This is a genomic window from Pseudomonas pharyngis (assembly GCF_021602345.1).
Lineage (GTDB): Bacteria > Pseudomonadota > Gammaproteobacteria > Pseudomonadales > Pseudomonadaceae > Aquipseudomonas > Aquipseudomonas pharyngis.
Genome location: NZ_BQID01000018.1, coordinates 56,645 through 74,196 on the forward strand (window position 1 = coordinate 56,645; position 17,552 = coordinate 74,196).

The window sequence follows — 17,552 nt, forward strand, 5'->3', positions numbered from 1 at the left end:
GCCGTTTTTCGGCGCGGGAGGATAAGCGGTTGAAAATAAGAAGAAATATTTTGAATTTACGCTTGACGCTTTTCCATTTCAGGGGAATAATGCGCGCCACTTGGCTACATAGCTCAGTTGGTTAGAGCATAGCATTCATAATGCTGGGGTCCGGGGTTCAAGTCCCTGTGTAGCCACCAAGTACTAAAAACGGCTTACCGAAAGGTAGGCCGTTTTTTTATGCCTCAAGAAAAGTGCCCTTCCTCAGTGAATCGGCTGGCTCCGTAGGAACCGGGTGCGAAAAGCGTACGAAGAGGATTTTTCGTTCGTTCAGGCACCTGCATCCCTACCAGTCGATTTGATCGCCATCGCGATTGGCCGACAAGCTCCCCTGTCTCGATCCAACGACAGACAGGGAGTTGTCATGGACCCGGACAAAAACCTTTTCGATGATATCTGGCGCCGAAAGCTTCCGAACGGCGATGCCTCATGGGCCGCCTGGTTTCCGCCCCGAGAGCCGGAACCCGTCTACGTTCCAACAGATGAATGGCCAACCCCAATGCCCCGCGACGATCTGGTATTTGCCAAGTCCTGCACACCGGACAACTGGTGTCGAACGGATGCCGGCACAACACCTGAGCCCGCCTCCAGTTTCGGCAAGATCATGGTGGCGGGCGCCATACGCTTTCCCGCAGCCAGTAAGGTCGTAGCGAAAGCAATCGGCGCCGATCTGGCCTTGGGGCGCATGGCGGGCGGTGGAATTCTGCAGCAACGTCTCAACTGGGCAATCCGTGGTGCGACAGGCCCGGCCAGTGTTTTCATCCTAGGGATGCTGCCGGCCAGAATGGGCGACGGCACCCTTTATACCGACGAACAACTGCGCACCCTACCCCGCGCCTCCACTCGCGTGCGCTTCCAGTTCCGGCGTGATGCCGAAGGGGTCATGCAGGTCTACGGCATCCACACCGGCGTCTCGGGCGACGACTCCGTGCGTACCGTAAAAGTCGAGTGGAACAACGATAAGACCGCCATGGAGGCGAAGCTCAACGGCATCACGATTTTGTGGACGCCGCAACGCGGGCCGCTGGGATCGATGCCGCCGCTGGTGTATCCGGAACACGGCGAACCACTCAGCACGATTCTCGTCCATCCGATCGCGGCGAACACCGACAGCCAGATTGAAATCCTGCCCGGCGAAGACATCACCGCCGAGGATTGTATTCTGGTGTTTCCGGCGGAGACCGGGCTGAAGTCGTTGTATGTGGTGTTTTCGAAGCCGGCCAGATTGACGCCCGGGACGGTGACGGGGGTTGGTGAGGATGTTTCCGGGATATGGCTGGCGGGAGCAGGAACGGGGATTGGTGTGCCAATTCCCACGCGAATAGCGGACAGGCTCAGAGGGCGGGAGTTTTCAAGTTTCGACGCGTTCAGAAAAGCACTCTGGCAAGCCGTGCGGGATGATCCAGAACTTTTCGATCAGTTCAATTCGGATGCCCAAGATCGTTTAATGTCGGGCAACGCACCCGCGGTTCGAGACAGGGAGTCTGTAGGCACAAGAGGGGTATTTGAAATACATCACGTCGAGCGGATTACTGATGGCGGCGCTGTCTACGACATAGACAACCTCCGAATCAACACCCCTAAAAATCACATCTTTCAACATAAAAAACAGTGAACACACATGGAAAAAATATCTGAATACACTGAAACCGAATTTATCCGTTTCATCGAAAAAATACGTGCCACCAATAAAAGTGGATCGGATACGGAGCTTGGCGAGCTGCTGGCACAATTCAGAAAGCTTACGGGTCACCCGGATGGCACCGACTTGATTTTTTATCCCGAACCAGGAGAGGACAACTCTGCCGTGGGCATTACGAAGACCGTGAAAGAATGGCGTGCGACCAACGGACTGCCTGGCTTCAAGCAGTGAACATCAGGCCCCCATAGTCCCACCACTGCAAATATCCAAGCAGTCAAAACGGCTTACCGAAGGGCAAGCCGTTTGTTTATACCTATTATCCCAGGGCCGCGAGCCCTTTCGCCCAGATCTGCCGCGTGCGCAAACCGATCATCGCCCGCCAGTCCGGATCGGCGGGATAGAACTGCTCCAGCAGATTCAGTTTGATCTCGCGCCCCGTCGCATCCAGCGGATCGCCATGCAAATGCAGCCAGTGATCATCGCGCAGGTAACGATGCACGTCCGGCCCCGGATAAGTCCCGCACTCGATCACGAACGGCATCAGTTGCACATTCGGCAGCGCACTAAGCAGCGCCTGCGAGGTGTAACCCGTAGCGGTTGCCGCAACACCGGTATCACTCAAGGTTTCGGCACCGGTGTGCAGCGTGTAGAGCCACGGGCCGTAAATGGATTGCGCTTGGGCCAGTGCCGGATACGGCGCCTGGGTAATCGTCAGCAGCATCGGATGCCCGTACTCGCCGGCGCCGGTGTGCAGGTCGAAACACATCACGGTTTCAGCACCGGCCAGATGATTCTCGATGATTGAATGCAGCGTGCGATTCGACCAGCTCGGCGCGAGCCCGCCAAAAAACAATCCGTCGGGATGACTGTGCTGCCCGCCCTCGACTATCGACATGACTGCCGGCCAGCCATGCTCGGCAATTTGCGCATCGAGCAAGGCATCAGCCTTTTGCCGCTCGGGACCATTCAAGTCGGTGCAGGCGTAGATTTCATGCAGCGCGGCGTAAGCACGGTTGTCCGGAAGCGGTCGGTTGAAATCCAGGTGATTGCGGTTGAGGTCGATGTTGTCTTCATTGACCCGCCGCAGCCACGCCGTGCCCCACGGGTTGATCAGGTGAACCATCACCACCGCGACATCCTTCGGCAGCGACTCCGGCGTGAAATGCTTCAGCCAGTCGATCTGGCACTCCGAACCGTAATAACCCTCAACACCGTGGGTGCCGCTGAGCGCCACCAGGCGCCGTTTGGCCGCTGGATCCCCCAGCACCGCTACATCGGTACCCAAAGACTCGCCAAACGGCCCATTGAGCGGATGCACGTACAAAGAGAGCGTGGCACCCGCCACCTTCGCGGCGGCAAGAAAACGCTCGCGCTGTTCGCGATAGCTGGGCTGTGTCGGAAATGCGTTGTGCATGGCGGCCTCTTGTTGATTGTTCTGGCTTCACTATTGGCTCTGACCCTACAGAAAATTCGCCAAGGCATGAAGGACAAACACACCTGCGGTTTGCGTCGTACACGGTCGGTCGATACAGTCCGTCAGACTTTTATCCCACGGACGGAGAGCCCCGCGTGTTTCCAGCCCTGCCCCTGAACCGTTTCCGCCTGCCCGCCTTGACGCTGATCGTCAGCGCCATCGCCCTCACGGCCTGCAACGCCCCGCCCTCCTCGACCCTGCCGCTGGCACCGGAAGCCGCCTCCGGTTACCGCACCGGCCTGCAAGCCAGCCACGCCGAAAAACACATGGCCGCCGCTGCCAATCCATTAGCCGCCGAGGCCGGGCGCGAGATGTTGCGTCAGGGTGGTTCCGCCATCGATGCCGCCATTGCAATGCAAGCCGTGTTGACCCTGGTCGAACCGCAGTCCTCGGGGATCGGCGGTGGCGCGATGATCGTGCTGTGGGATGGTAAACAGGTGCGCACCTATGACGGTCGCGAAACCGCACCGGCCGGTGCGACCGAAAAGCTGTTTCTACAAGCCGACGGCAAACCGATGCCGTTCCCGCAGGCGCAGATCGGTGGACGCTCCGTCGGCACGCCGGGCGTGATGCGTGCATTGGAACTGGCGCACAAAAAGCACGGCCGCTTGCCGTGGGCAACATTGTTCGAGCCGGCGATCAAACTGGCCGAGCAGGGTTTTGCGATCTCCCCGCGCCTGCATTCGCTGCTGGAGTCCGACCCGGTGATTCGCCGCTCGCCGGACATGGCCAAGTACTTTCTGAACAGCGATGGCAGCGTCAAAGCCGTCGGCACGCGACTGCAGAACCCGGCGTTGGCCGCCGTGCTCAAACGCATCGCCAATGAAGGTGCGGATGCACTGTACAAAGGCCCGATCGCCGAAGAGATCGTGGCCAAGGTTCAGGGTCACGCCAACCGCGGCAGCCTGTCGCTGAACGACCTTCAGCACTATCAGGCCAAGGAGCGCGCGCCCCTGTGCACCGACTACAAGCGCTGGCAGGTGTGCGGAATGCCGCCGCCATCATCGGGCGGGATTGCGGTGGCGCAGATTCTCGGCACCTTGCAGGCGCTGGAGACCCGCGATCCGCGCCTGTCCCTGACGCCGCTCAAGCCAGTGAAAACCGACAAACCCGCCGGCATCGAACCTGCGCCGCAAGCCGTGCACCTGATCGCCGAAGCCGAGCGCCTGGCCTACGCCGACCGCGCGCAATACGTAGCCGATACCGACTTCGTGCCGGTGCCGGTCAAAGGTTTGGTCGACCCGGATTACCTGGCCAGCCGCGCCAGCCTGATCGGCGAACGCAGCATGGGCACAGCCAAACCCGGCACACCGCCGGGCGTGCAGGTCGCCTACGCGCCGGATCGCTCGCCGCTGCGCATTTCCACCTCGCAAGTGGTGGCCGTGGATGACTTCGGTGGCGCCGTATCGATGACTACCACCATCGAAGCAGCGTTCGGCTCGCACCTGATGGTTCAGGGCTTCCTCCTCAACAACCAGATGACCGATTTCTCGTTCATCCCCGAAGAGAACGGACAGAAAGTCGCCAACCGCGTGGAGCCCGGCAAACGCCCGCGCTCGTCGATGGCGCCGACCCTGATCTTCGACCGCAACAGCGGCGAGTTCGTCGCCACCGTTGGCTCTCCCGGCGGCTCGCAGATCATCGAATACGTGGCCAAAACCACCGTCGGCCTGCTCGACTGGAACCTCGACCCGCAAAGCGCCATCAGCCTGCCCAACTTCGGCAGCCGCAACGGCCCGACGGAACTCGAACAAGGCCAGTTCAGCCCGACGCTGATCCAGGCACTCAAGGACAAGGGCCACACCGTCAACGAAATCGACATGACCAGCGGCACCCAGGCCATCGTGCGGGTCAAGGATGCTACGGGGAAGGCAACGCTGTCAGGTGGGGCAGATCCTCGGCGCGAAGGAGTAGCGTTGGGGGATTGAATCAGCACTGCCAACTGAAAAAGGCTTACCGAGAGGTAAGCCTTTTTTGTATTGCAACATCCGGCCATGACTTGTCATTCAGCGGCGCTCAAACCTCGAGCATCTTGCCATCCACCGGATCGCCAATTGTCAGGAAATGTCCACCGGCCACATGGTGCAGCGTGCGCAGGCCGTCATGCCCTTCAAAATGCCAGCGTCCATCGCTGAACACCCGAGAATCAGCCTGCGCCGCGATCACCTCGGCCAGAAACAGATCGTACTGTTCGTGATTGCGCGGCTCCGGCAGCAACCGGCATTCGAGCCAGGCCACACAACCGTCCAGCATCGGTGCCTCGATCTGCTCGCCAGCGAAGCTTTGCAAGCCGTACGCCTGGAACTTGTCCTGACCTTGATCGCGATTGATTTCCAAGCCCGAAGTCGAGCCGACGGTCTGCACGATGTCAGCCTGATTCACACAAGGAACGTTGAGAACGAAGGTGCCCGACGCCTCGAGCAGTTGCCGGGTCCAGGTTGATTTGTCGAGGACCACCGCGACTTTCGGCGGTTCGAAATCCAGCGGCATGGCCCACGCCGCGGCCATGATGTTGCGCTGCCCGGCATGGGCGGCGCTGACCAGCACGGTCGGCCCGTGATTGAGCAGGCGGTAGGCTTTGTTCAGGGGAACCGGGCGACGGAAAGACTCGCTCATGGGATCTGCTCCGGGAAAAAGAGCCGATTGTAGCGGGATAAAAACCGCGAAGGGATTGCCATGGACAATTCCTTCGCCTGACAGCATCAGCTGGATAACTGATTGGCAAACTGGCCGACCGCGTTCACCACTTTCTGCGCGCCGTCCTGGATCTCGACGATCACCGTACCGGCCTCGGCCGCCAGCGCCAGCCCTTGTTCGGCCTGTTGCTTGCCGTCGGTCATCAGGGCCACGGCGTTGCGCGCCATGTCCTGGTTCTGGCGCACCACGCCGACGATTTCTTCGGTCGCCTGGCTGGTCCGCGAGGCCAGTTGCCGCACTTCGTCGGCCACCACCGCAAACCCGCGCCCCTGTTCACCGGCGCGAGCGGCTTCGATGGCGGCGTTAAGCGCCAGCAGGTTGGTCTGTTCGGCAATGCCGCTGATGGTCTTGACGATGGTGCCGATCACTTGGGATTGCTCGTTCAGCGCCTCGATGCCTTCGCCGGCAGTCTGCATGTGCCTGGACAAATCGCGCATCACATTGACCGCTTCAGTCACCACACGGGTGCCGCGCTGGGCCGTGCTGTCGGTCTGCAGGGACGTGCTGTAGGCGATATTGGCGGCATCGGCAACGGCCTGTTCCTGATTGACCTGATCGGTGATCACCGTGGCGAACTTCACCACTTTGTAGAGTTTTTCGTTGGCATCGAGCACCGGGTTGTAAGACGCCTCCAGCCAGACGACACGACCATGGCTGTCGATCCGCTTGAAACGGCCGGCGACAAATTCGCCGTTGTTCAGGCGACGCCAGAAGTTCTGGTACTCGGCGCTGTTGTACTCCTCCGGCTCGCAGAACTGGCGGTGATGTTTGCCCTTGATCTGCGCCAGGCTGTAACCCATGCCCTGGAGAAACCGGTCGTTGGCACTCAGCACGTTTCCGCTGAGGTCGAACTCGATCACGGCAGTCGAACGCACCAGTGCGCCGATCAGGTTTTCGTGTTCGCGGGAGGCCTCGATGGTGCGGGTCAGGTCGCTGGAGAAAATCGAAAAATGTTTGATCCGGCCATCCGATGAACGAATCGGCTGCACGATCGAACGCAACCACGCCTCTTCGCCATTACCGCGGGAAAGACGCACAGCGCCGGCGAAATGCTCGCCACGGGTCAAAGCGGCCTTGAAGCGGTGATGAAACTCGTCGGATTTCACATGGGCCGGCACGATGTCTTCGATGGCGCGGCCGATCAGGTCGTGGCTCTTGTAGAGCATTTCGCTGAGGAAGTTCTGGTTGACCGACTGAATCCGTCCGTCAGGCTCGAGATTGAGCACCAGCATCTCGCTTTCCAGGCTCTCCTTCACTTGCAGAAGGCTGGAGAGTTCTTCACGAAGAGCCGCCAGCTCTTGCTTCAGGCGTTTGTTGAACATGGGGGAGAGCACCGATGGACTGGATGGATAGCGGACACACAGCCTAACCATCGGCCTTGGAGGGCTTTTCTGAAGAGCGTTTGAGGCGTGTCCTACAAAAATAGTTACGCCTCGACAACTCAGGCGGTGCCGGCCACGGCACACTGCTCCGCGCGTGGCATTCGCGAACCAAAATACGCCGCACTGGCGACACCTACCGCGCCCATCACCGCGCAGAACATCACACAGATCCACGGACTCCACGGCATCAGACCGATCAGCAGCAACGGTGTGACACTCGCCCAGGCGGCGTAGGCAATGTTGTAGGTGAAGGAGATCCCGGAAACGCGGATCCGCGCCGGGAACAGGCTGACCATCACCGACGGCACCGCACCGACCACGCCACAGCACAATCCGGCGACGGCGTAAGCCAGACCGACCCAGTCACCGCCGCTGATCAGGCAGGTGTAAAGCAGGCCGATCCCCAGTGGCAACAACAGACTGTAGAGCATGACCGTGCGCCACGCGCCGATGCGATCGACCAGTCGACCGGCAATCACACAACCGATATTCAGGAAGACGATGCCCAATGCGCTGAGCGCAAAAGTGTGGCCGGCAGTCATGCCAAAGGTTTTCTGCATCATGGTCGGGGTGATGACCACGAACACCACCACCGCCGAGGTCAGCACGCAGGTCAGCAGCATCGCCGGCAACATGGCCAGGCGGTGATCGCGCAGCACGGTGCGCAGCGGCAGTTCGACCCGCGCCTCGCGCTGCGCCTCCATGGCCATGAACACCGGGGTTTCGCTCAGCCAGCGGCGCAACCAGACGCCGATCACACCGAACACGCCGCCGAGCAGGAACGGATAACGCCACGCGTAATCCAGCACTTCGGCGGGGGTGAACACTTGCGCCAGGAAGGTCGCAGTCAGTGCGCCGATCAAATAACCGAAGGTCAAACCGGCCTGCAGAAAGCCCAGGGCATAACCGCGATGGCCGGCCGGCGCGTGCTCGGCCACGAACACCCAGGCGCTCGGCACTTCACCACCCACCGCCGCGCCTTGCAGGATGCGCAGCGCCAGCAGCAACAGCGGTGCGAAATAGCCGATCTGCGCGTAGGTCGGCATGATCCCGATCAGCAGGCACGGCAGCGCCATCATCAGAATGCTCAGGCTGAAGACTTTCTTGCGCCCCAGCCGGTCGGCGAAATGCGCCATCAGGATCCCGCCCAGCGGGCGCGCCAGATAGCCAGTCACGAAGATCCCGAAACTTTGCAGCAGACGCAGCCACTCGGGCATTTCCGGCGGGAAGAACAGCTGGCTGAGGGTCAGGGCGAAGAACACGAAAATGATGAAATCGTAGATCTCCAGCGCCCCGCCCAGGGCCGCAAGGCCGAGGGTCTTGTAGTCGGAACGGCTGAACGGCGCCGGTCGGGCAGTGGAATGGGCAGTCATGGCAAAGAACTCTGGCAGGCAAAAAACCAAGGCGCCCATGGTCTACGCAAACGGGCCGCCGGACAACCCGTTAGACCATAGTCTGATTCGGCAAAACACGGTCACAAAAATCCGCCGGTTGATTTACTGTTGGCACCTGTCCAGACGGGCCGGCCAAGCCCCGAAGACCACAATAAACATAAAAATCCGAGGTACTCCCGTGGCCGTTGATATCGAAGATAGCCGCTCTGCGCGCTTTGCCTTGCGCTGTTCAAGTTTCGCCGAACGCTGGTTTCCCGACTCCTGGGTCTTCGCCGCGCTGGCGGTGATCATCGTCGCGCTGGCGACCCTGGCCATGGGTGCCAAACCCACCGACGCCGCCATGGCCTTCGGGGACGGATTCTGGAGCCTGATCCCGTTCACCATGCAGATGGCCTTTGTGGTGATCGGCGGTTACGTGGTGGCCAGTTCGCCGCCTGCCGTGAAGCTGATCGATCGCCTGGCGCGGATCCCGAAGAACGGCCGCTCCGCCGTGGCCTGGGTCGCGCTGATTTCGATGGTCGCGTCCTTGTTGAACTGGGGCCTGTCGCTGGTGTTCGGCGGTCTGCTGGTCCGCGCCCTCGCCCGCCGCACCGATCTGAAAATGGACTACCGCGCCGCCGGTGCCGCCGCCTACCTTGGCCTCGGAGCCGTGTGGGCCTTGGGGCTGTCGTCGTCCGCCGCGCAGTTGCAGGCCAACCCGGCCAGCCTGCCGCCGTCGATCCTGTCGATCACCGGGGTGATTCCGTTCACCCAGACGATTTTCCTCTGGCAGTCGGGAGTCATGCTGCTGGCGCTGATCGTGATTTCGATCATCATCGCCTACGCCACCGCGCCCGGCCCGAACTCGGCACGTGACGCCAAGGCCTGCGGCATCGACCCAGCCTTCAATTTGCCGCCGCTGCAACCGCGCACCCGGCCCGGCGAATGGCTGGAGCACAGCCCGCTGCTGATCATTCTGCTGGTGCTGCTGGCGGCCGGATGGCTGTTCCACGAGTTCTCGACCAAACCTGCGATCACCGCGATTTCCGGGCTCAACACCTACAACTTTCTGTTCATCATGCTCGGCGCGTTGCTGCACTGGCGCCCGCGCAGCTTCCTCGATGCGGTGTCGCGCGCCGTGCCGACCACCACCGGGGTGCTGATCCAGTTCCCGCTGTACGGCTCGATTGCGGCGCTGATGACCACGGTCAAGGGCACTGACGCCCAGACTCTGGCCCATCACATCTCGACCTTCTTCGTCAGCATTGCCTCCCACGACACCTATGCACTGCTGATGGGCGTGTACTCGGCGATTCTCGGCTTTTTCATTCCGTCCGGCGGCGGCAAGTGGATCATCGAGGCGCCGTACGTGATGCAGGTGGCCAACGATCTGAACTATCACCTCGGCTGGGCGGTGCAGATCTACAACGCCGCCGAAGCCCTGCCGAACCTGATCAACCCGTTCTACATGCTGCCGCTGCTGGGCGTACTGGGCCTGAAGGCGCGGGATTTGATCGGTTTCTCGTTCGTGCAATTGCTGGTGCACACGCCGCTGGTGCTGGTGTTGCTGTGGGCGCTGGGCACGACGCTTTCCTACACACCACCAGTCATGCCGTAGGAAACGGAACCAAATGATGGGCTGGGCTCATCTTCTTACATCCACCGCAGCCCTATCCCACCTGACAAGTGGGAAAGGGCTGACTTTTTCCGCCGGCGCCATCGATTAGCCTTTCGGCTTTCAATCCTCCCCTGCTCCAAGGAAGAACCGATGACACCCATTTCCAAAACACTGGAAGAGCTGATCCGCGATATTTACCAGGATGATCACGTGACCGTGGTTGAGTACAGAACACTGCGCGACGACGCCGATCGGCGCATGGATGCGGTTGTTCGTGAATTCGGCCTGCACAACAATATCACTGCCTTCCAGAAAGCCATGGACGTGGCGATGCAGTTATTGCAGAGCGCCGTGATTGATGCAAAAAAAGGCAAGCTGAGCGACACCGGCGAAGCCGTGGTCAAAGATGCCGTAACCGCCCAGGTAAGGTACCTGCAAGCAGGGAGCGAGCTCGCCTTGCGACTGCTGTAGAAGGTGGCGTCCTGATTCAGCTCGCAAAGACAGATTGCGGGCTGGATCGACATTGTCCTGCCCCCCCCGTTAGACCAACCCGGAGCGCCTGCGATTTGAGCTGGAGAACGTTCCGGGGTACTCCTCTCTCGACCGCCCGCCGCAAATAATGGCTCAGAGCCATCATCTTTCTTTACCGCGCCACTGCCTCGGTAATATTCTTGCGCGCCAATATCTGTTTCATTTTTTGTCTGAGCGCAAAGGGAGTTCGTTGCAATGATCGTCGGGATTGACCTGGGAACCACCAACAGCCTTGTTGCCGTATGGCAGGGCGACGCCACCGAGTTGGTGCCCAACGCCCTGGGGCAGTTCCTGACACCTAGCGTGGTGGGTCTGGACGATCAGGGCCGGATTCTGGTCGGGCAAGCCGCCCGTGAGCGTCTGCACACCCATCCGCGCCTGACCGCGTCGCTGTTCAAGCGCCATATGGGCAGTGCGACGGAGGTCTACCTCGGGGATAAAAAATTCCGTCCAGAAGAACTGTCTGCGCTGGTGCTCAAGAGCCTGAAAGAAGACGTCGAGCGCACTTACGGCCAGACCGTCACCGAAGCCGTGATCAGCGTGCCGGCCTATTTCAGCGACGCCCAGCGCAAGGCCACGCGCATCGCCGGTGAACTGGCGGGCCTGAAAGTCGAAAAGCTGATCAACGAACCCACCGCCGCCGCACTCGCCTACGGCCTGCACCAACGGGACAAGGAAACCTCGTTCCTGGTGTTCGACCTGGGCGGCGGCACCTTTGACGTGTCGATTCTCGAACTCTTCGAAGGCGTCATGGAAGTGCGCGCCAGCGCCGGTGACAACTTCCTCGGTGGCGAGGATTTCGACAACGTGTTGCTCGAGCACTTTATCGACCAACATCGCAACGTGTCGGATTTCCCCGAGCGCTCCACCATCCTCCAGCCGCTGCGCCGCGAAGCCGAGCGTGTGCGCCGCGCACTGGGCCAGGACGCCAGCGCCGAATTCCGAGTGCAAGTCGGCGAAAAACAATGGACCCAGACCATCACCCAGGCGCAAATGGCGACGCTGTACATGCCGCTGCTCGAACGCCTGCGCGCGCCGATCGAACGAGCCCTGCGCGACGCACGCATCCGCGTCAGCGACCTCGACGAAATCCTGCTGGTCGGCGGCACCACCCGCATGCCACTGGTGCGCAAACTGGCTGCAGGGCTGTTCGGCCGCTTCCCGTCGATCAGCCTCGATCCGGATCAGGTCGTGGCACAGGGCGCCGCCATTCAGGCAGCGCTCAAGGCCCGTTCGGCCGCGCTGGAAGAAGTGGTGCTCACCGATGTCTGCTCCTACACCCTGGGGATCGAGACCTCCACCCAGGTCGGTCGCCAGTATGAGAGCGGTCATTACCTGCCGATCATCGAACGCAACAGCATCGTTCCGGTCAGCCGGGTGAAAACCGTGCAGACCCTTCACGACAACCAGGAACAGGTCGTCGTGAAAATCTTTCAGGGCGAAAGCCGCCTGGTCAAAGACAACGTGGCGCTCGGCCAACTGGACATCAAGGTGCCCAAGCGCAAGGCCGGCGAAGTCGAGCTGGATGTACGCTTCACCTACGACAACAACGGCTTGCTCGAAGCCCAGGTCAGCATCCCCCTGACCGGTCAGCAACACTCGCTGGTCATCGAGAACAACCCCGGCGTGCTGACGCCCGAGGAAATCCAGCAACGTCTGCAAGCTCTGGCGCAATTGAAGATCCATCCACGCGAGCAGCAAGTGAACACCCTGCTCAGTGCACGGCTGGAACGTCTGTATCAGGAAAGCCTGGGCGACCTGCGTGATCAGATCGGCCATTGGGCCAAGCAATTCCAGCACGCCCTGGACTCTCAGGACGAGCGGCAGATCCGTGAGACCCGCACCGAACTGAGCAAGCAGTTGAGCGCCCTCGACAGCAGCCCCTGGCAGTAAGGAAGCACGACATGGAATGCTGGTCCGTCCTGCAACTGCCCGAAGACGCCGGGCTGCGCGATATCAAGCGCAGCTATGCGCGTCTGCTGAAAGTCTTCCGGCCCGATGAAGATGCCGCAGGCTTCCAGCGCCTGCGCGAGGCCTATGAGCGCGCACTGTCGATTGCCCAATGGCGCCTGGAAAACGAAGAGACCGAGGAACACGGCGACGTCATGCAGGCTCCGGGGATCGCCGCGCTGGCGGCACAAGAGCAGTCCATGGCTCAGCCGCTGCAGAAGACAGGGACCGATGCCTGGGATTACCCTTCGGCGCTATTTGAACCGGTGACCCCGGCCGCGCCCGAAGCACCGCTCGAATCGCCGATCTTGCGGGTACAGCCCCTGAATCCGGAGCCTCTTAACCTGGAACCCGAGCAGCTGACTGCCGACCCGGCCATTGAAGCCGCATCGCAATTGCTGAACGGCCTCTCGGAAGCCAACCTGGACGAGCGCTGGGAGCAAGCGCGCCAGCAGGATTGTGCGCAGGCGTTCCAGACATTGTTGCTGACGTTGTGCTTCGATCAGCCCGCCCTGCGCCTTTCGATTGCCCGTTGGGCGGTGCAGCACCTGGGTTGGCTGGGCCCCTGGCAGGAGATCGTCATCGGCGACGGGCAGCGCAGCATTCTCGCCAACGAGCTGCTGACGGATTACCGGCAATCGCTGGAAACGCTGCTCGCTTCGCAAAACGAGCGCGAATTTCTCGCGCTGCTCAGGACTTATACGGCCCAACGGTGGCTCCAGGTGTTCGACCGTCGGGAACACTGGCAGCAGATCATTCTGCAACTGCTGCAGGACACAGAGTGGAGCGTTCCGCTGTTCGACCGTATCTCCCAATTATTTGGCTGGGACGACACCAAGGGCATTCATCCGCAACCGGACTGGCTCTGGCAGGCGCTGATCGAGCGCTGCAACCAGGAAAGCCTCTACGACACTCTTTGCGCCCGGGCCGAAGATCTGCGCAACGGGACGCCCGACGCACTGGCCGCGCGCATGCTGATCAGCCCGATGAAGCCGCGGCAACACAAAGACCTGACCGACCGCTTCATTCCGGCGGACTGGCAGGCCTGCCAGCAGCTGTCGGAGACTCTAAAGTGGCGCTTCCCCGACCTGCTCGCCCGCTTGCCGTACGCCGACGTCTTCTACTGGCGACGGTTTCTGCCGCGTTACATCGCCGCCGAAACCTGGTTGCGCTCATGGGCCGCGATAGCGTTAGCGCTGTGGCTGTTCTATCTGCCCGCCGAGCACAAAACCACGGCGATGAGCATCGTCATCCCCCTGGCCTTCGCCTGCGTTCCTGTCTGGTTTTTCCGGATCGGCTTGAGTTATTGGTTTCTGATCAGCGCCCATTTGATCGTTCAGGATCTGTGGTTGACCGAAAAGATCATTCCACGCCAATGGAACCCTGATACCCGCTGGCTCGTGCTGCGCCATGGCGTGCCGCAAGCCGTCATGATCCTGCTGTTCTCGGTCATGCTTGGTGGTCTGGGAGCCTTCACCTACATCGGCGTAATCGTGATCGGGCTCTGGCACAAGCGGCGCATCGGCACGCTCGACCCGGAGTTCAGCGACAAGCACCCATGGCTGACCGCCCTGCACTGGGCGCATTTCAGCCCGTTGCAACTGCTGTTTCTGGTGGTCATGACCGGCGTGATTCTTGCGAGTCAGCTTGGTTATTCGCTGAAACTCCTGTTCCCCGGCTAGGCTAGACGCGGGCCGGATTGCCCTCCACCAAGGTTTTACCCTCGCTGAAAAGGATCTGAGCATGTTGAAACTTGCAGGCCTCACCCTCGCGGCGCTCACGCTGAGCGCCGCCGCCCACGCCGATGTCGACCTGAAACTGGGCAGCACCGAACGCGTCACCCGCCTCTTCGCCTACCCCAACAATTGCAGCGTGATCTGCTTTCGCAACTGGACGCTGGAGCAGACCGTCGCCCATTACCTGAGCCAGAGCGTGCAGCGTGACGGCTACACCAACGCCAAAGTGCTGGTGAAAAACGACAACGATCAGCTCTATGCCGAAATCAGCGGCGTACCACAGGGCTACGACAAACCGCTGACCGCGCTGCTGGACGCCGGCGATCTGGCGTACAACGGCGCCAGCAAGCTCAACGCCGACGGCAAATGGGCGTACAGCTGGTACCTGTTCCTGCCACTGGGCATGGCCCTGGAAAACCGCAAGAGTGTCGAGCTGCTGCACTTCCCGCCGGATTACTCGCTGACCCAGGCCCAGGATTACCTGCGCTCGAACACCACCGACCGCTGGGCCGCGCTGCTGACCGACAATGGCATCCCCGCCGACCAGACGCCGGCCTACCAGACCATCGTCGACATCGCCCCGATCGCCGCGCCTGCCAGCGCCGGCAAGGATCTGGAAGGCGTGTACGACTACTTCAAGGACTACCAGACCACCATGGTCAAGCAGGTCAGCCAGAACGCCAGCGGCGCCGTACTGCCAATGGTTGCCTTTGGTGCGCCGGTGCGTAACTGGATCAAGCAGCAATACGGTGCGAGCGTGAATGTACTGGGCCTGGCGACCATCAGCCCGAGTGCGGGCGTAAATGTGCCGGTGCTGGGCTCCAACCACCCGAGCTACATCTGGTATGCCGCCGACCCGAGCAACTACACCGGCGACGATGCCCAGGCCAAGGCCGATGCGGCGGGTCTGAAGGTGATGGGTCAGGACTTGAGCGCCGCCTGCTGGCAGGCCGGGATGGGCAGCAAACCGGGCACCGATCCGAAGACACTGCTCAACAGCTGTACCCAGACCTGGCAAGTGACGCAGAAAGCCAAGACCTGCGAGCTGTTCTACACCACGATCCGCAACGAGACCGTGGCACAAGCGGACAAAACCTGCTCGACCTCACCGGTCAAATCCCAGCTGCAAGAGCTGAAAAGCCCATTGCCGGACATGGCCGCGCCCGCCGCCCACCTCTGAGCAATCGGACGTTCTTCCCGTGTCAGCCCTGGCTGACCCGGGAAAGCGTCTATTTCGCCTGTCAGATCTGACAGTAGACCGTTAGTGTGATTTGCGCGATCTTGGATCCAATCATCGTGTTGCAGGACTGACAGGACGCCAGCCGAGGGAAGTCGCGACACCGAAGCCAACAGGGACCGTTATGAACACTTACGCACTACCGGGTAAACCGGCGCGCAATACCGAGGGCATTTATCCTTTTGCCGGGCTCCCCGTGCGCATGGGATTTCCGTCGAAGCAGGATTTCGAGATTGTTCACGATCCCGAGGGCGTGGCCACCGCTGTCGTAGCATGCCGGGCATTCCTGCGTATCACCCGAATGTGCCGGGTTTCTGGCCAACTGCTGCCCTATCGATGCCGGCAGACCCGGCAACTGCTGGCCGGTATCCACCTCTACGATCCGCGTTTTTGCGGCGCGTTCGAGCATTCCTGCGACCCGAACACCTTTCTCGACATGAGCGAGTTATGGGTATGGGCCCTGCGCGATATTGTGGAGGGTGAAAGGCTGACCATCGATTACACCGCCACCGAAGACAAACTACTGCGGCAGTTTGCCTGTGGTTGCGGGTCCTCGAACTGCCGTGGGTGGATCACCGGTTACGACGAAACACCCAATCTTGAAGGCCAGCGCTATTTGCTGAACTGGCGGCGTCGGCAAGGTTTACGCTGAACGACCGATCAAGGCGCGCCGACCGGACGCAAACGGTACTGCGGCGGCAATTGCTCGAAACCGCTGATCGTGGTGTTCAGACTTTTCCAGCGACCATCCTTGATGCCGTAGATGCAGCCGTGGATCGACAGGCTCTGCCCGCGATGCCAGGCGTTCTGGATGATGCTGGTGTGGGCGACGTTGGCCACTTGCTGGATCACGTTGAGCTCGCACAGACGGTCGACCTGTTCTTCTTCGGTCGGCAGCTTGGCCAGTTCTTCGCGTTTTTCGTAGTACAGGTCGCGGATCGAACGCAGCCAGCCATCGATCAGGCCGAACTGGCGATCCTGCATCGACGCCCGCACACCGCCGCAGCCGTAGTGCCCGGTCACCAGGATATGTTTGACCTTGAGAACGTCCACCGCGTACTGGATCACCGACAGGCAGTTGAGGTCGGTGTGCAGCACCACGTTGGCGACGTTGCGGTGAACGAACAGATCGCCCGGCAGCATGCCGACGATTTCGTTGGCCGGCACCCGTGCGTCGGAGCAGCCGATCCACAGATATTCAGGCGTCTGCTGACGGGCCAGCTTGGCGAAGAAATCCGGGTCTTCCTTGGTGATCGCGTCAGCCCAACGCTCGTTGTTATCAATCAGGTCTTGTAAGTCATGCATGCTGTAAGGCCTCAAGAAAGATGCGCTGGTATGACAGTCGACCGCCCGTCGGGGTCACGCAGGGATCGCGGGTGATTTGCTTTGAATTCTCGCGCGCCTGGTGAGTCCACCTCAGTAAGGCCCACAGTATGAGGATTTGCCATGACTGATTCACGACGTCCGTACGATGCGGTGCAACCGGAGCCCATCGATGATAACGAAGACCGCATGGGGTCGGTGCACGAACTGGATTTCGACGACGAAGAGCCCAGTGCGAAGATCGGCGATGAACTGCCTGAACGCGAGCGCGAGCAGCTTATGCCGCGCGAGCGCGTGCGCGAAGCCGGTTTCACCGGGGCATCGACCGCCGATCACGAGCCAACCGACGATGACCTGAGCCCGGAAACCCTGATCCATGAAGACGGTGCGCGGGACGCCGAGGAAGCTGGCGAAGGCAACCCGGCGGATTGGGATCTGAGCGTGGTCGACGAGGACGACATCGGCGGCGGCAATGGGCTGGATGAAGCGGAACTGGCGCGGCGTGATCCGCTGGATCGCAAGCGCTAATCTCGTTGCCTGATATGACGCC

15 protein-coding genes, 1 tRNA gene and 1 pseudogene are annotated in these 17,552 nt (G+C 60.9%); 11 read left to right on the top strand and 6 right to left on the bottom strand.

The features are described 5' to 3' along the window. The first annotated feature begins 102 nt into the window (after nucleotides 1-102). The 3 genes from L6D74_RS26400 to L6D74_RS26410 all read left to right on the top strand — a co-directional run bounded on the left by L6D74_RS26400 (nucleotide 103) and on the right by L6D74_RS26410 (nucleotide 1,912). Nucleotides 103-179: transfer RNA gene (locus L6D74_RS26400), tRNA-Met, on the top strand. Between the two features lie 224 nt (nucleotides 180-403). Further along, nucleotides 404-1,654, top strand: coding sequence for an S-type pyocin domain-containing protein (locus L6D74_RS26405; protein WP_236191057.1), 1,251 nt, complete (start codon nucleotides 404-406; stop codon nucleotides 1,652-1,654). Between the two features lie 6 nt (nucleotides 1,655-1,660). Beyond that, nucleotides 1,661-1,912, top strand: a complete 252-nt coding sequence (locus L6D74_RS26410) for a bacteriocin immunity protein (protein WP_064599398.1) — start codon at nucleotides 1,661-1,663, stop codon at nucleotides 1,910-1,912. Between the two features lie 85 nt (nucleotides 1,913-1,997). On the opposite strand, the gene L6D74_RS26415 is transcribed toward L6D74_RS26410, so the two are convergent. Beyond that, nucleotides 1,998-3,095: a DUF2817 domain-containing protein gene (locus L6D74_RS26415; protein ID WP_236191058.1), complete on the bottom strand. Its 1,098-nt coding sequence runs from the start codon at nucleotides 3,093-3,095 to the stop codon at nucleotides 1,998-2,000. Between the two features lie 155 nt (nucleotides 3,096-3,250). Here L6D74_RS26415 and ggt point away from each other — a divergent pair, with 155 nt between their 5' ends. Next, on the top strand, nucleotides 3,251-5,083 hold the full coding sequence (gene ggt / locus L6D74_RS26420; protein ID WP_236191059.1) for a gamma-glutamyltransferase: 1,833 nt from the start codon (nucleotides 3,251-3,253) through the stop codon (nucleotides 5,081-5,083). Nucleotides 5,084-5,171: 88 nt separating this feature from the next. On the opposite strand, the gene L6D74_RS26425 is transcribed toward ggt, so the two are convergent. The 4 genes and pseudogenes from L6D74_RS26425 to L6D74_RS26440 all read right to left on the bottom strand — a co-directional run bounded on the left by L6D74_RS26425 (nucleotide 5,172) and on the right by L6D74_RS26440 (nucleotide 8,607). Further along, a complete protein-coding gene (locus tag L6D74_RS26425) occupies nucleotides 5,172-5,771 on the bottom strand; it encodes a flavin reductase family protein (protein WP_236191060.1) in 600 nt (199 codons plus the stop codon). A gap of 86 nt (nucleotides 5,772-5,857) precedes the next feature. Continuing rightward, nucleotides 5,858-6,289, bottom strand: a complete 432-nt coding sequence (locus L6D74_RS30235) for a methyl-accepting chemotaxis protein (protein WP_371857749.1) — start codon at nucleotides 6,287-6,289, stop codon at nucleotides 5,858-5,860. A gap of 108 nt (nucleotides 6,290-6,397) precedes the next feature. Further along, nucleotides 6,398-7,225, bottom strand: a pseudogene (locus L6D74_RS30240) (PAS domain-containing protein); the annotation flags it as partial. A 68-nt stretch (nucleotides 7,226-7,293) separates the two neighbouring features. Then, on the bottom strand, nucleotides 7,294-8,607 hold the full coding sequence (locus L6D74_RS26440; RefSeq protein WP_236191061.1) for an MFS transporter: 1,314 nt from the start codon (nucleotides 8,605-8,607) through the stop codon (nucleotides 7,294-7,296). Nucleotides 8,608-8,806: 199 nt separating this feature from the next. On the opposite strand from L6D74_RS26440, the gene L6D74_RS26445 reads away from it, so the two are divergent. The 6 genes from L6D74_RS26445 (at nucleotide 8,807) to L6D74_RS26470 (ending at nucleotide 16,331) form a co-directional block, all read left to right on the top strand. Further along, nucleotides 8,807-10,225 (top strand): short-chain fatty acid transporter, encoded by a 1,419-nt coding sequence (locus tag L6D74_RS26445; protein WP_236191062.1) that lies wholly within the window; start codon nucleotides 8,807-8,809, stop codon nucleotides 10,223-10,225. 150 nt (nucleotides 10,226-10,375) lie between these two features. Continuing rightward, nucleotides 10,376-10,696: a hypothetical protein gene (locus tag L6D74_RS26450; protein WP_236191063.1), complete on the top strand. Its 321-nt coding sequence runs from the start codon at nucleotides 10,376-10,378 to the stop codon at nucleotides 10,694-10,696. Nucleotides 10,697-10,951: 255 nt separating this feature from the next. Next, a complete protein-coding gene (locus tag L6D74_RS26455) occupies nucleotides 10,952-12,649 on the top strand; it encodes a molecular chaperone HscC (protein WP_236191064.1) in 1,698 nt (565 codons plus the stop codon). A gap of 11 nt (nucleotides 12,650-12,660) precedes the next feature. Continuing rightward, on the top strand, nucleotides 12,661-14,388 hold the full coding sequence (locus tag L6D74_RS26460) for a J domain-containing protein (protein WP_236191065.1): 1,728 nt from the start codon (nucleotides 12,661-12,663) through the stop codon (nucleotides 14,386-14,388). A 61-nt stretch (nucleotides 14,389-14,449) separates the two neighbouring features. Continuing rightward, a complete protein-coding gene (locus tag L6D74_RS26465; RefSeq protein ID WP_236191066.1) occupies nucleotides 14,450-15,622 on the top strand; it encodes a hypothetical protein in 1,173 nt (390 codons plus the stop codon). 181 nt (nucleotides 15,623-15,803) lie between these two features. Then, nucleotides 15,804-16,331, top strand: coding sequence for an SET domain-containing protein-lysine N-methyltransferase (locus L6D74_RS26470; protein ID WP_236191067.1), 528 nt, complete (start codon nucleotides 15,804-15,806; stop codon nucleotides 16,329-16,331). A gap of 8 nt (nucleotides 16,332-16,339) precedes the next feature. On the opposite strand, the gene can is transcribed toward L6D74_RS26470, so the two are convergent. Next, entirely contained in the window at nucleotides 16,340-16,984 is a 645-nt protein-coding gene (can, locus tag L6D74_RS26475; protein WP_007951756.1) for a carbonate dehydratase, read from the bottom strand. Nucleotides 16,985-17,125: 141 nt separating this feature from the next. Here can and L6D74_RS26480 point away from each other — a divergent pair, with 141 nt between their 5' ends. Further along, complete coding sequence (locus L6D74_RS26480) at nucleotides 17,126-17,530, top strand: serine kinase/phosphatase (protein WP_236191068.1); 405 nt, start codon at nucleotides 17,126-17,128, stop codon at nucleotides 17,528-17,530. Nucleotides 17,531-17,552 lie beyond the last annotated feature (22 nt).

Bases quoted from the DNA above. Each gene is read 5' to 3' on its own strand.
- L6D74_RS26405 (WP_236191057.1), top strand. From the start codon at position 404: ATGGACCCGGACAAAAACCTTTTCGATGATATCTGGCGCCGAAAGCTT.
- L6D74_RS26410 (WP_064599398.1), top strand. From the start codon at position 1,661: ATGGAAAAAATATCTGAATACACTGAAACCGAATTTATCCGTTTCATC.
- L6D74_RS26415 (WP_236191058.1), bottom strand. From the start codon at position 3,095: ATGCACAACGCATTTCCGACACAGCCCAGCTATCGCGAACAGCGCGAG.
- L6D74_RS26425 (WP_236191060.1), bottom strand. From the start codon at position 5,771: ATGAGCGAGTCTTTCCGTCGCCCGGTTCCCCTGAACAAAGCCTACCGC.
- L6D74_RS30235 (WP_371857749.1), bottom strand. From the start codon at position 6,289: ATGCGCGATTTGTCCAGGCACATGCAGACTGCCGGCGAAGGCATCGAG.
- L6D74_RS26440 (WP_236191061.1), bottom strand. From the start codon at position 8,607: ATGACTGCCCATTCCACTGCCCGACCGGCGCCGTTCAGCCGTTCCGAC.
- L6D74_RS26450 (WP_236191063.1), top strand. From the start codon at position 10,376: ATGACACCCATTTCCAAAACACTGGAAGAGCTGATCCGCGATATTTAC.
- L6D74_RS26455 (WP_236191064.1), top strand. From the start codon at position 10,952: ATGATCGTCGGGATTGACCTGGGAACCACCAACAGCCTTGTTGCCGTA.
- L6D74_RS26460 (WP_236191065.1), top strand. From the start codon at position 12,661: ATGGAATGCTGGTCCGTCCTGCAACTGCCCGAAGACGCCGGGCTGCGC.
- L6D74_RS26465 (WP_236191066.1), top strand. From the start codon at position 14,450: ATGTTGAAACTTGCAGGCCTCACCCTCGCGGCGCTCACGCTGAGCGCC.
- L6D74_RS26470 (WP_236191067.1), top strand. From the start codon at position 15,804: ATGAACACTTACGCACTACCGGGTAAACCGGCGCGCAATACCGAGGGC.
- can (WP_007951756.1), bottom strand. From the start codon at position 16,984: ATGCATGACTTACAAGACCTGATTGATAACAACGAGCGTTGGGCTGAC.
- L6D74_RS26480 (WP_236191068.1), top strand. From the start codon at position 17,126: ATGACTGATTCACGACGTCCGTACGATGCGGTGCAACCGGAGCCCATC.